Source organism: Ohessyouella blattaphilus (genome assembly GCF_024721265.1).
GTDB lineage: Bacteria > Bacillota > Clostridia > Lachnospirales > Lachnospiraceae > Aequitasia > Aequitasia blattaphilus_A.
In genome coordinates, this window is record NZ_JAMXOC010000025.1 from 15,473 (window position 1) to 29,461 (window position 13,989).

A 13,989-nucleotide genomic window follows, 5' to 3' on the forward strand; every position below is an offset into this window, starting at 1 on the left:
TTAGTCGTGAGCTGATTTTTTTGGCTTTATCCAAGCATCGTCGCTTTCATTCGTTCATCGTGGGTCATCTGGGAAAGGCGAATGACTTCGTCTAAATCCACCTCAAGACCTGCGGCTAAGCGCGTGCCGTAATCGGTGTCGGCGAGGTAACAGTGAGCTGCGTGGCGCAGCTTAATATTCTCCGTAACCCCGTTCATATTGCGAACGGTGTTTTCGATTAGGAGATCCTTTTTATCAGGAGTCATCAGGCGATATAAGTCACCTGGCTGGTAAAAGCAATTATCGGTTAGATCATCCTTTGGCTCGTAAGCGTCCATATGACCGGTTAACTCTAGTGGTGGCTCCTTATATTCCGGCTGCTCGGCCCACTGGTTATAGCTATTAGGCTGATAGTGGGTGGTGCCGCCGTAGTTGTCGTCTACGCGCATTTGCCCATCCCGGTGATAAGAGTGGAAGGGGCACTTAGGTGCATTTACCGGAATCGAATGGTGATTGACTCCCAAACGGTAGCGCTGAGCGTCGCCGTATGAAAAGAGACGACCCTGTAAAAGCTTATCGGGAGAAAGTCCAATTCCCGGAACGATATTGGCCGGGTTAAAAGCGGCTTGCTCCACTTCCGCAAAGTAGTTTTCTGGATTTCGGTTGAGCTCGAAGTAACCAACGGGAATAAGTGGAAACTCTTTTTTACTCCACACCTTGGAGATGTCGAAGGGATTTTCTTTATGGTTATTGGCCTGTTCTTCGGTCATCACCTGAATGTAAAAGTCCCAAATGGGATACTCTTTCTTTTCGATGGATTCAAATAAATCTCGTTGATGGCTTTCTCTATCCATCCCCACAAGTTTAGCCGCCTCCTCGTCGGAAAGGTTTTCAATTCCCTGACGGGTGCGCCAGTGGTATTTTACCCAAGTCCGCTTATTATCGGCGTTAATCATACTATATGTATGACTACCAAAGCCGTGCATGTGCCGATAGGAAATCGGGATACCGCGGTCCGACATGGTAATGGTTACTTGGTGAAGCGCCTCTGGGAGCATGCTCCAGAAGTCCCAGTTATTTTGGGGAGAGCGCATATTGGTTTTGGGATCTCTTTTTACTGCGTGATTAAGATCAGGGAAACGTAAAGGATCTCTTAGGAAAAAGACAGGTGTGTTATTGCCCACTAAGTCCCAGTTACCTTCTTCTGTATAAAATTTCAGAGCAAACCCGCGAATGTCGCGCTCAGCGTCTGCCGCACCTCTTTCACCGGCAACGGTGGAAAAGCGGACGAACATGTCCGTCTTCTTACCGATTTCCGAAAACATGTTGGCTTTTGTGTATTTGGTGATGTCCTCCGTTACCGTAAAGGTACCGAAAGCACCGGAGCCCTTGGCGTGCATTCGCCTTTCAGGAATAACCTCACGGTCAAAATGAGCTAGTTTTTCAATAAACCAAGGGTTTTGCATCGTCATTGGTCCCCGCTCACCAGCTGTGGTCGAGTTGGTGTTATCCACAACGGGGGCACCGTTTCTAGTAGTTAGTTTTTTGCTTTCTTCGTTTGCCATGAATACCTCCTAGTGTACGTAAATGGGTGCAATAGTCAATAAATGCTAACATAATTACATCATAGAACACTGACAGAAGTCAAATTAAATAAAAGGTGTCTGACAGTTTATAAAGTTTATAATTATTTATGAAATTCTTGCCAAAAAAAGAATTTGGGAGTAAAGTAAGAGGAAATTAAAATGAACTGCAAATAGGAGGAAGAAAAATGTCAGAAGAAAATCCCTTAGAATACCGATACGATACCCAGCTGTTGATTGAGGGGGAAGATTTGGACGAAGATGAGATTGGTGAGTATTTCGAAGAGAACTTTAAAGGCGATTGCCTCTTAGCGGTGGGTGATGACGAATTAATTAAGATTCACTACCATACCAATGAACCTTGGGATGTTCTGAAATACTGTGCAACCCTTGGCGAGATTTACGATATTGTGGTAGAAGATATGGTGCGCCAAGCGGCCGGCTTACAAGGTTAATGTCAATTGGGGAGGTCGTTTTTTTCAAAAAAACGACCTCCCCAATTACAATTAGCATTGATCGGCAATCTTATAAAGCAACTGTTCGCTTTCCGTCCAGCCAAGACAAGGGTCGGTAATGGATTTGCCATAGACAGAACCAGGGCCGATGCTTTGAGTGCCTTCTTCTAGGTAGCTTTCAATCATCACGCCTTTGATGAGTTTCTTTAGGTCGGGGTTATAATTACGGGAGTGTAGGACCTCGCTTACAATCCGGACCTGTTCTTTATATTGCTTATTAGAGTTGTAATGATTCGCATCGATGATTGCTGCCGGATTCAAATACTCTTCGGCAGAATACATCTCTAGTAACCGTACCAAATCCTCGTAGTGATAGTTGGGAATAGAGGCCCCATATTTATCCACACCGCCCCGTAAGATTACGTGGGCGAGAGGGTTGCCTTCCGTCGTTACGTCGTGGCCGCGGTAGATAAAGCGATGGGGATTTTGGGCGGCGGTAACCGAGTTAAGCATAACGGAATAGTCGCCACTGGTGGGGTTTTTCATACCGATGGGGATATCCATGCCACTGGCGGTTAAGCGGTGCTGTTGGTTCTCGACGGACCGGGCGCCGACGGCTTCATACACCAGCAGATCGTCTAGATAGCTGCGATTCTCCGGATAGAGCATTTCATCAGCTGCCGGGAGACCGCTTTCGGCGATGGTGCGCAGATGCATCTTCCGGATGGCGATAATGCCTTCATAAAGGTCAGGGCCTTTTTCCGGGTTTGGTTGATGGAGCATGCCTTTATATCCGGAACCGGTGGTTCTGGGTTTATTGGTGTAGACCCGGGGGATGATTAAGAGTTTATCTTTTACTTGCTCATTAACTTTGGCTAAGCGGGTGACATATTCGCAGACAGAGTCCTCGTTATCGGCAGAACACGGCCCGATAACCACCACAAATTTATTGGATTTTCCCGTAAAAACATCACATACTTCTTTTGTCTTCTCTTTTATAATCGCTGCCACTTTCGGTGACAGAGGGTATTCTTCTTTTAACGCATTTGGACTTGGTAAGTCTTTGTTGTACTTCATGCCCATGGCTGATGTCTCCTCCTAGAATTGGTTTTGTTGTGTCTTATTCTCACAAGTGCTATAATTATGCTATGAATCTATAGGAAATGCAAGGGGGAAAAAGACCGATGACCACGGATGAGATTTTAGACAAACTAGAAGAAATGTTTCCGGAAGCACGCTGTGAATTGAACCACAAAAATGCCTTGGAACTGATTGTGGCGGTGGTTCTTTCAGCGCAAACTACTGATGTTTCCGTAAATCAGGTAACCCCAGCACTTTTCGCGGCCTATCCCGATTTGGACGCTTATGAGCAGGCGAGTGTCGCCGATATCGAAGGGTACATTCGGCGGATTGGCCTGTATCACAGCAAGGCCAAACACATAAAAGAACTGACTCATGATCTAAAGTACGAATTTCACGGGGAAGTTCCCTCATCGATGAAGGACTTAACTAGCCTTGCGGGGGTTGGCAGAAAGACAGCAAATGTGGTGAGAAGCGTTTGGTTTGATATTCCCTCCTTTGCCGTTGATACCCACGTGAACCGTGTAGCTAAGCGCTTGTGCCTAGCAAAGCCCGAGGACAGCGTGGAAAAAGTAGAAGAGAAACTTAAAAGAAAGATAAAAAGAGAGCGCTGGAACCGGGCTCATCACTTGTTTATTTTCTTCGGTCGTTACTTCTGCACAGCCAGGAACCCGAAGTGTGAAGCCTGTCCGTTTCAGGCGATTTGTCGCTACTATAAAGAAAAAGGAAAATAAAATATGGCAATCAATAACACCATGAAACGACTGCTTAAGTCCTTGTCTTACGACGGGATAGAGGTTAAGTCATCAAGACAGTTAGCAAATTTAAAAGGCTTAGACCCTTTAAAAATCTTTAGAAATACCCTAGATATAAAAATGGAAACCGCTGACGGACATCAGATCCCTGTCCGGGTGTTCTTCCCAGAAGAGGTAGTTACAACCGAAAAGGCTACAGGAACCACGGATTTGCCGGTCTTTCTCTTCTTGCACGGCGGCGGTTGGGTAACTGAGAGTGTGGATACGTACGAGCGGATATGCGCCAGACTCGCTCAAGAGACGAAGCATCTTGTCATCGCCGTAGAGTATCGCCTAGCACCGGAGCATCCCTTCCCGGCAGGGCTAATGGACTGCTACTGTGTGGCGAAAGCCTTGTATAGCAATGAGTTTTTCTTAAGGATTAACCCGGATAAAATCACCGTGATCGGTGATAGCGCTGGCGGCAATTTAACGGCAGCGTTGTCTTTGATGGCGCGAGATAAGGGGGAGTTTACGGTGGCCAGACAAATCCTTATTTACCCCGCAGTATATAACGACTATTCAGCCCGTTCGCCGTATCTATCAGTCCAGGAAAACGGCAGCGATTATCTGCTGACTGCCGGTAAAATCGAGGACTATATGGATTTGTACCAAAGCAAACCAGAGGATAGGAAGAATCCTTACTTTGCACCCCTTCTAGAAACGGATTTGACACGGCAGCCGGATACTTTAATTTTGACGGCGGAATTTGATCCTTTAAGAGACGAAGGCGAAGACTACGGGAAGCGCTTAGCAGAAGCAGGGAACCAGGTGGAAGTGCATCGCATTAAGGACGCTCTTCACGGCTACTTTGCCTTAGGAATAAAGTATTTGCACGTACAGGAGAGTATTGATATTATCAATCATTTTATGCAGGAGTACGCAGATGAGTAAAGAACAAAAAAGTTGGCGAAAATTAGATAATGCGGCGCTGCTTTTTTCGGCAGATAACAATATCAGAGATACCCGGGTTTTCCGCTTTTACTGCGAGCTCAAAGAGGATATTGTAGAAGACGTACTGCAAACAGCCTTAGAGCGGGCGTTAGAGGTCTATCCGATTTTTCAGGCGACCATGCGGGCGGGGCTTTTCTGGCACTACTTAGAGGCCAGTGATATCAAGCCGGTGGTGGTTGAAGAGTACAAAGAACCGTGCCGAGCGCTTTACGTTAGGGATAAAAAAGCCTTGCTTTTCGAGGTTACTTACTATAAAAACCGGATAAATTTTGAGGTGTTTCACGCGTTGACTGACGGGACGGGAGCGACCTTATTCTTACGGGAACTAGTGAAGCAATATCTGCTAGAAAGATATAAGGAGTTACCGGATGTTTCCTTACATCCAGAGGATATGACCCTTCAGGATCAGGAAAATGATGGCTTTGCCAAGTACTATACGAAACGTAAAGGGAGCAAAATAAAGCGCCCCATTGCCTTTCAGCTTAAGAAGATAGTACCCAGTTATAAAACCTTGCAGGTATCGGAAGGGACCCTTGATGTAGATGTTTTGTTAAAACGATCCAGGGAGCTTGGCTGCTCGATGTCAGTGCTGATTACCGCGCTTCTGATTTGTGCTATTCACCAGGAAATGCCTAAGCTTCAGGAAAGGAAGCCCATTGTCTTAATGGTTCCTGTAAATCTGCGAAAATTTTTCGCTTCTACCTCTATGCTTAATTTCTTTGCGTGGATCGAGCCTCGCTATAATTTTTCCGAAGAACCGGGGGATTTTGAATCGGTCTTAGCGACTGTAAAGGCTTATTACGCCGAGCATTTGACAGCCGAGCGTATGGAGGAGCATATTAACCAGTATTTAAGTCTAGAGCGTCATCCTATCGGTAATTTTGTGCCTCTGATTATCAAGAACTGGGGCATTGCCATCGGTTCGAGACGGCGTCGGCAGGAGATTACCGCCATCTTTTCCAATATGAGTGTAGTCGAAATGCCAGAGGTTTACACGCCCTATATTGAGCGCTTTGGCGTCTTTACCAGTACGCCAAAGATGGAACTGTGTATCTGTTCTTACGAAGGAGACATTAGCCTCGGCTTTACCTCGCGGTTTGATACCACCAATATTCAAAGAAATTTCTATCGACTCTTAGAGGAACAAGGAGTGAAAGCAGAGGTTAAAGAGCCGATGTACCCGGAGACGGATACCCCGAATCTAACGAGCCTGACCATCTATAAGTGGTTTTCCTTCGCCTGTATCTTGGCAGCGGTTATCTGCTTAACGGTGAATTTCTTAGGCGGTCACAATAGTTGGTGGTCTCTGGTGGCAGTGGCGGGAATCGGTTGCCTTTGGACCACAATCTCTGTGGGCTACTACAAACGGAATAATTTGTTAAAAAGCGTTATGTGGTTGTACGTACTGCTGACCTGTGGCAGTATGGTTTGGGATGCGGCCTACGACTTCAGAGGGTGGTCGGTGGATTACGTCTTTCCGGCGATTAGCATTGTGGTCCTGCTATCCATGCTGATTATCAGTCGCTTGCAAGCCCATACGGCAAAAGAATATATGATTTATTTTTTGATGGCCGCGTTTTACTGCATTGCGGTATCGGTGGTGCTTATCTTACTAGGAGCGGTAAAAACTTTTCATTTTCCGGTAATTGCTAGTGCCCTTGCCTTTTTAGTGGTAGTGGTCCTAATGATTTTTAAATGGAAAGACTTTAAGGAAGAGATGAGCAAAAAGTTTCACACCAGACATAATGGTTAAGAACAAAGGAGAGTAAGTGGGAGGAAACATGGAGAAAAGAAAGAATGGCAAGATTATCGGACTGTATTTTCTTTCTGCCATCGTGGTGGTTGCAATTGCTTTATTTACTGGATCTAAGTCCATGCATATCTCAGGAATGTTAGTAGAATCAGCGGAGAATGAGGTGCTAGCCCAGTCCGAAATAGTGGCCGAGATGGTCACGGCGGATGAACTCGATGCCTTTATAAACGCCGAGGATATGGCAAAGCCCGAATATCAAGCTTTAAAAGAACGTCTCTCGGAGTTTGCTAGAGCGTCCGAACTGGATTACGCATACTATCTGCGCTTAGATGAAGAGACCAATAGGATGCAGTTTATTATTGATAATGTTCCCGGTGATGAAACAGGGCTTGTAGAGCCCCAGGTGGACCGGGAGGAGGCGCCGGATAAGGCAATAGAAGGCACGGCGACAGTGGTGCCTCTAGGAGAGTACTCGGTTGGCTGGGATAATTATCTAACGGCTTTTGCGCCGGTGTATTACGAAAATGGTGAGCTATCCAATATCGTGGCTGGCGTCGATAAGCCGGATATCTATATCCATCAGGCAAGGGATGATATTAAAGATATGGGGATTGCTATGATCGCAGCTCTATTAGTCGTTCTTCTGGCTTCTTTAGGCTCCTTATTCTTATATTACCAAAAGGTTCGCCAAGCGGAAGCAGCGACAGCGGCAAAGAGTATGTTTTTATCCAATATTAGCCATGAAATTCGCACACCGATTAATGCCATTACCGGCATGACCTATCAAGCGAAAAACGCAGGGAACATAGTGGAAGCCAAGACTTATCTCGAGAAGATCACCCAAGCCTCGGAGCACCTATTAGGCATTGTTAATGATCTTCTAGACCTTTCCAAGGGGGAGGCTTCTTCTTTCAGTATTTTCCCGGAACCCACTAAGCTCCAGACGGTAGTGAATAGTGTGGTCACGGTGGCGGAATTTAGAACTTTGGAGCAAGAACAGCACCTTAAGGTGGAAATTGGTGAAAATGTGCCAGCGCACATAGAGGTAGACTCCCAGCGATTAACCCAAGTAATCACCAATCTCGTAAGTAATGCCATAAAATTCACTCCCAAAGGTGGTAGCATAACCATTAAAATCACGAACCAGGAAGAGAAAGCGGATAGAATCAAGCTACTTTTTGAGGTGATTGATAATGGCATAGGCATCGATACAGAGCAACAAAGCAAGCTGTTTCAGCCTTTCCAACAAGCGGACAATTCGATTTCCAGAAAGTATGGCGGCACGGGCCTTGGTCTTGCCATCAGTAAAAATATTGTGGAATCTATGGGTGGCGAAATCGGTGTCACTTCCGAACTGGGAAAGGGGTCCTGTTTCTATTTTGAAATCTGGACAAAGGTTTGTCAGGAAAAGGAAATAAAAACGGATGGGGAAACCTCTTATCAAGCAATTTACCAAGGGAAACGTTTTTTAGTTGCGGAAGACGTGGAAATCAACCGCGAGGTAACGGCGGCTCTTCTTAAGGAGACAGAAGCGGAGCTTGAGTTTGCCTATAACGGAATTGAGGTTATCGAGAAATTCACCAGCAAGGATTACGATCTGATTCTCATGGATATTCATATGCCGGAAAAGGACGGCTATACCGCTAGTAGAGAAATACGGAATTTGGATTCTGAAAAATCCAGAACGATTCCCATCATTGCCATGACGGCCAACACCTCCCCTGAAGATGTAGAGAAGGCAAAAGCCGCGGGAATGAACGGGCATATCGGCAAGCCGCTTTTTCGCGAGGAAATCTTTGCGCAGATTAATAAGTTTATAAAAAATTAATCATTAACTTTTCTATTAAATGTTACAATATATGGGAAATATATTGAGGACGTAATTAGGAAGGGATGTTTATGAGAGTTGCCGTTGGCTATGGAGATAATCCAGAGGGGTATCAGGCGGCGAAAGCCGCTTGTATAAATGCGCTAGAAAAAAGCCAAAACGTACAAAAGCCGGATGTTGCCTTATTGTTTCACACGGCGGCCTTAACGGAGAAGGAAGTGCGACGCGGGGTCACAGAAACGATCGGCGAAATTTTGATATACGGCGGTGGTACGGTTGGGGTTATTACAAATGATATATTCGGCTATGCAGGCAACCAAGTAGGGGTTGCCTTATTTTGGTTGGAGGATTCCTGTCTTGACGTGTTAAGCCTAGGTAATCTTTCCGAAGGAGAAGCCGGTGTTGGCAAGGAGTTAGGTGAGAAATTAAGGGGGCAGGGAGTTACTAGGGAATCTAGTCTAATGCTTTTTTATGATGCTGTGAATGCGAAGCAAGGCGGTATCATTATGGCCACGTACTTGCTTGAAGGTTTGAAAAAAGGTTTAGGCTTTATGCCAGAACTGGTAGGTGCCGGTCTACAAGGTGATCATATGTGCGCACCGGTGAAGCAGTTCCTAGGAGAGCGGATTACGGAAAGTGAAGCAATGACACTTTCTTTCTCCGACGACATTGCGATTGATAATGTGATTATGCATGGCTGTGAGCCGGCTTCTACCTATTTTACCGTTACGAAGGCCGAGGAACAGACCATTTTAGAAATTAACGGCGAGCCAGCCATTCCCTTTATTGAGAAGGCTTTAGGCGGTCGGATTCACGCGGAGCAGTTCCCGTTTTTCTTGATTTTTGGTATTAATCACGGTGAGGACTGGGCACCTTATGATGAAAACAATTACGCATCAAGGCTATGCCTAGGTATTGATAAAGAGCGGGCAGGAATCGTCATGTTTGAGCCAGACATGCAAGAGGGGACCCGCTTCCAAATTATGTATCGCTCCCTCAAGCTAGATTATATGCGCCCCAAGGTCAGGGAACTATTTTCACCAGAGAATCTAGAAGGGAAAGAACCGCTTTTTGCTTTGTATATAGACTGTGCCGGAAGATGTGCTGGATATAGTGGTAAAGATCTAGAGGACGCGGTGGTTATTCAAGAGGAAATCGGGGATAAAGTACCACTTCTTGGCCTCTATACAGGGGTAGAAATCGCCCCTATTGGCGGTCAGTCCCGGGGCTTAGACTGGACAGGCGTACTGTGCTTGGTTTCTAAGAAAACAGGAGCGATTAAGAAAAAGGAAGTGGCCAGCGAGTGGGAAGACAAAGAAGATGGGAGAAAAGTGACGACACCAGCTACGACAGAGGCTTTAGAAGCTTTGATTTCCACAAATGCAGCGAAGGCTCTTGAACTAGATGCGGAATCGGTCACGATTCGTCAGGAATTAGAACAGAAACGCCGAGGGTTCTCTCTCCTAGTTGAGTTGTCAACAACGCTGCATAGTTCAGAGGACTTTGAAGAAAGCTTTGGCCTGGCAACCAGACGAATTAACGCGGCTCTTAATATGCAAAAGACGGTGGTCTTTGTGGCACAAAAAAATGGGAAATATAAAGCGGAGATTCTTCAAGGGTTTACACCAGAGGAAACGTACCGAATTACGGACCGGGCGATAGAGTTGCCTACGGTTATGTTGGCAGACAAACGGGCAGTGATTATCAATTCGGACACGTCTCTAGAGTTTCTTCAGGATATCCGGGAATTTCTCGGGCTGCGGTATTTCGTTAGCATGCCGATAGTTCTAGGTGCGGAGACCGTAGCGGTCCTAGTAACAGGGCGCATGGAGGAGCAGACGCCGTTCTTATCGAAGCTAGGCGAAGGGGATGGTGAGACTGTGCAAGCAATTGCCGCCCAACTCGCCTCGGTGATGGCGAGTCAGCGGCTCATGGTCAGTGAGGAGCGCTCCCGTATTATGGTAGATAATATGCCCCTGGTAAATATGGTGATTGACGATGAAATGCGGGTGATCGATTGTAACGAACAGGCGGTAAGCTTTTTTGGCGCGAAGGACAAAAAAGATGTAATCCAACACTATCAGCAATTTCTTTACTCTAACAATGGCAAGTATGGGGAAACCGAGGGAGAAAAGCATCTGCTTAAGGCCTTCTTAGATGGCCGCGATATTTTCCGCTGGAGCCATAAGCGCGCCGACGGCAAAGATTTAGTGGCAGAGGTAACCTTGGTGCGAGTCCCAAATGGCGAACGTTACAATGTGATCTGTCATCTGCGAGACTTGACTGCAGAACGGGAGTCAATGGAAGAGATGCAGCGTGCTAAAGAACTAGCTGAGGAAAATGTCCGCCAAAAGAACGAATTCTTGGCATCTATTAGTCACGAAGTGCGCACACCGCTAAATAGTATTTTGGCGATGGCAAGAGAAGCTTCTAAACTTGAAGAGAGTGAGGAAGGCAATAAAATTCTTAAAAATGGCGTCCACTCAGCCCATCTGTTGGCCGCTTCGGTGGATGCGCTTCTAGACTTCTCCCAAGCAGAAGCAGGGATGATTAAGCCGGTAGAGAAAGAATTTAGCCCGGGAGAGGCCATTGATAGTGTGGCGGAAATCCTAAAAGAGGAAGCGAAGCTTAAAGATCTTGACTTGGAAGTACGCTATGAAGGTGCGCCTATTGCTGAAAAGTTAATTGGTGATGGCGTTCGTTTAGAACAGATTCTCTATAATTTGGTGGCGAATGGAATCAAATTTACAAGAACAGGTGGTGTCACCATCCACGTAAGTGAACGGCCCTCGCCGGCGACGAAGGGGATTACTTTGACAATTGCCGTGGAAGACACTGGCGTTGGCATTAGTGAAGAAAGTAGAGAAAAGTTATTTGTCCCGTTAACCCAGGTGGATACAGCTTATGATAAGAAGAGCGAAGGTATGGGAATGGGACTAGCACTATCGAAGACACTTGCTAGTTTGCTAGGCGGTGAGATAATGTATGCTTCCCGTTCCGGTGGTGGTAGTATTTTTACCGTCGCGATCCCATTTGCCTTAGCTGGTAAACAAGAAAAGCCTGATTATGGACGCCTGGCAGGAAAAAAAGTGCTGGTGGTGGAAGATAACATGATTAACCAAATCATTATGGTCGAGCTTCTTAAGAAGGTGGGTATAGAAGTGAGCACTGCCGGTGACGGCTTGGAAGCTTTAGAAGCCCTGAAGAAGAGTGCCTTTGATGTGGTGCTGATGGATGTGCAAATGCCTCGAATGGACGGGCTTACAGCCACAGAAGAAATTCGTAAGCAGAAGAAGTATCATGACCTACCCATTATCGCGGTCACGGCTCACGCTAGCCCAGAACACCGAGAAGAAAGTCGCAGAAGTGGTATGAATGGCCACTTGACTAAGCCGGTAGAGGTGGATGAGTTATATCAAACCGTACTTACATACATTTAAAAAAAGAGGTCGCCACTTGAAGTGGCGACCTTTAGTTTATAAAGCCTTAATCTTCTCGTATTCTTCGGCGACTTTCGCAACTTCAGCCTCAATATTGTCTAATTTAGAAGCGCGTAGCGATTCAACAGCAACCGAGACGGCTTGGTATAGTGGTGCTAATTCTAGGTTGCCAACAACACCCTTTAGAGCGTGAGCAGCACTGAAGGCCTCATCGTACTTCTTGGCGGCGACAGCCTCTTGCAAGGTGGCAAAGTTCTCATCGTCAATTAACATGTAAAAGCAACGTTCGTATAAACCTTCATCGCCGGCAAACCGGGCAAGTCCTACTTCGGTGTCGGCGCCGTACGCCTCTAGTTTATCTATAAAAACTCCCATAAATATCCTCCCTATAAGTTCTTTAGTAATTCCCAAAAATCCTTTTCAGGCATGGGTTTGGCAAAATAAAATCCCTGGGCTAAATCACTACCCATAAAGCGTAAATTTTCAGCTTGCTCTTTCGTCTCGACCCCTTCGGCGATAACGCCTAAATCCATCCGCTTAGCCAGCTCCAAGATAAAGGCTAGCACTTCGTTTTGCCGCTTATTCTCCATGTGATTCTGGGCAAAACGCATATCCAGCTTCAAGATATCAAAGGTCATATCGCTAAGCATGTTAAGGGAAGAATAACCCGTTCCAAAGTCATCCATCTCTAACACAAATCCGAGATCTGTAAGACGATTGGTAATCTCGATAATCATCTCCGGATGCTCACTGTAGGCGGACTCGGTCACTTCTAAGTGTAAGTCTTCTGGTTCTAAGTCATACTTTTTAATCAATTCCGTCATAAAGGCGGGAACGTCTAGATTATAAAGGTCCGTTCGCGAAACGTTCACAGAGATAGGATACGTCTGCACTCCTTCGTCCTTTGCTTTCCTTTGGAACTTGCAGACGCTCTCCCATACATACTTATCTAACTCGGTAATAAAACCATTCTTCTCAAAGAGAGGAATGAACATTCCTGGGTTCATAAACCCTTCCTCGGGAGAAATCCAGCGAACCAAAGCTTCGGCACCGGCGATTTCTTCCGTTGCTAGTGAATATTTCGGCTGATAATAAACCAAGAACTCACCTTCATGCAGGGCCTTTTCCATCGTGGCTGTAATCTTGTGAGCAAAATCTTTACTCTTCTTAAAGTCTTCATCGTAATACGTAACGTTTTTGGCGAAGTTTCCCTTAATCTTCTCGATTACAGAAAGGGCGCGGTTACAACTTACGTGCACGGTAGAACCATCATCAACCACGTGGTATACGCCGAAGTCAATCTGAATTCTACTAGGCTTGAAACGCTCATTCGTTTTATCCACAGGGAGTTGGAAATAGCCATCGGGATACCTTTCCTGATGTGGCACTAAAAGGATAAAAATATCGCTATTTAAGCGAGCGCAGTAAAGGTAGTCACTAAAGCACTCGGTTAGTACACCGGCGACAAGCTTTAGCAGATCATTACCGGTATCGTAGCCAAAGGTGTCGTTAATAATGCTAAAATTCTCGATATCACAACTAATCAAGTCATATTCTCGGTCAGGATGCTCGCGAAGGGTTTCGTCCATCATCTTGTAGAAATACTCTTTGCTAGAGAGACCGGTTAACTGATCGTATTTGATTAAGTTAAACATGGCGGCTGTTTCCCTAAGGGTAATAATACTCTTTACCCGGTGCTTAACAATCTGCCAATGGTAAGGCTTTCTGATAAAATCCGTGGCCCCGCTACTAAGAGCCTTTACCTCATCCTTCTCGCTATCGCTTGAGGTGGTGACGATAACGGGAATAGAAGCATAGTTCTTTTGCTCCTTTGCCTTTGCTAGGAACGTATAGCCATCCATCACCGGCATCATTAAATCAAGCAGAATAACAGCTACATCCTCCCAATTTTCAGCTAGCACGTCAAGAGCTTCTTGCCCATTGCCGGCTTCGAGAATTTCATAGCTATCATCTAGAATTTTCTTTAGGATTTGCCGATTGATCGGACTATCCTCTACAATCAAAATTTTGCTGACTGTAGCCCCTTTCATCTGCGCCTCGTAGTTGTTTTCAATAATTGAATTCCCGTCTCTCATTATTAATCTCCCTATAACTCCAAATGT

Annotated in this window: 10 protein-coding genes; 6 read left to right on the forward strand and 4 right to left on the reverse strand. The window is 45.8% G+C overall.

The window, feature by feature from the left end; translation table 11 throughout:
* Window positions 1-26: 26 nt before the first annotated feature.
* Window positions 27-1,544, reverse strand: coding sequence for a catalase (locus NHH16_RS13110; protein ID WP_262070059.1), 1,518 nt, complete (start codon window positions 1,542-1,544; stop codon window positions 27-29).
* A gap of 206 nt (window positions 1,545-1,750) precedes the next feature.
* Between NHH16_RS13110 and NHH16_RS13115 the strand changes: the two genes are divergently transcribed.
* A complete protein-coding gene (locus NHH16_RS13115; RefSeq protein WP_262070060.1) occupies window positions 1,751-2,017 on the forward strand; it encodes a kinase to dihydroxyacetone kinase in 267 nt (88 codons plus the stop codon).
* A gap of 51 nt (window positions 2,018-2,068) precedes the next feature.
* On the opposite strand, the gene NHH16_RS13120 is transcribed toward NHH16_RS13115, so the two are convergent.
* Window positions 2,069-3,100: a 3-deoxy-7-phosphoheptulonate synthase gene (locus NHH16_RS13120; RefSeq protein WP_262070061.1), complete on the reverse strand. Its 1,032-nt coding sequence runs from the start codon at window positions 3,098-3,100 to the stop codon at window positions 2,069-2,071.
* Window positions 3,101-3,180: 80 nt separating this feature from the next.
* On the opposite strand from NHH16_RS13120, the gene nth reads away from it, so the two are divergent.
* The 5 genes from nth to NHH16_RS13145 all read left to right on the forward strand — a co-directional run bounded on the left by nth (window position 3,181) and on the right by NHH16_RS13145 (window position 11,866).
* Window positions 3,181-3,831: an endonuclease III gene (nth, locus tag NHH16_RS13125; RefSeq protein WP_262070062.1), complete on the forward strand. Its 651-nt coding sequence runs from the start codon at window positions 3,181-3,183 to the stop codon at window positions 3,829-3,831.
* A 3-nt stretch (window positions 3,832-3,834) separates the two neighbouring features.
* Window positions 3,835-4,785 (forward strand): alpha/beta hydrolase, encoded by a 951-nt coding sequence (locus NHH16_RS13130; protein WP_262070063.1) that lies wholly within the window; start codon window positions 3,835-3,837, stop codon window positions 4,783-4,785.
* Entirely contained in the window at window positions 4,778-6,598 is a 1,821-nt protein-coding gene (locus NHH16_RS13135; protein ID WP_262070064.1) for a DUF6320 domain-containing protein, read from the forward strand. The genes NHH16_RS13130 and NHH16_RS13135 overlap by 8 nt, the downstream gene beginning before the upstream one ends.
* 28 nt (window positions 6,599-6,626) lie before the next feature.
* Window positions 6,627-8,426: an ATP-binding protein gene (locus NHH16_RS13140; RefSeq protein ID WP_262070065.1), complete on the forward strand. Its 1,800-nt coding sequence runs from the start codon at window positions 6,627-6,629 to the stop codon at window positions 8,424-8,426.
* Between the two features lie 71 nt (window positions 8,427-8,497).
* Entirely contained in the window at window positions 8,498-11,866 is a 3,369-nt protein-coding gene (locus tag NHH16_RS13145; RefSeq protein WP_262070066.1) for a response regulator, read from the forward strand.
* Window positions 11,867-11,902: 36 nt separating this feature from the next.
* Here NHH16_RS13145 and NHH16_RS13150 read toward each other — a convergent pair whose 3' ends face one another.
* Window positions 11,903-12,241: an Hpt domain-containing protein gene (locus NHH16_RS13150; RefSeq protein ID WP_262070067.1), complete on the reverse strand. Its 339-nt coding sequence runs from the start codon at window positions 12,239-12,241 to the stop codon at window positions 11,903-11,905.
* 11 nt (window positions 12,242-12,252) lie between these two features.
* Window positions 12,253-13,962 carry a two-component system response regulator gene (locus tag NHH16_RS13155; RefSeq protein WP_262070068.1) on the reverse strand — a complete coding sequence of 570 codons (1,710 nt, stop codon included), beginning with the start codon at window positions 13,960-13,962 and terminating at the stop codon, window positions 12,253-12,255.
* Between the last annotated feature and the right edge of the window lie 27 nt (window positions 13,963-13,989).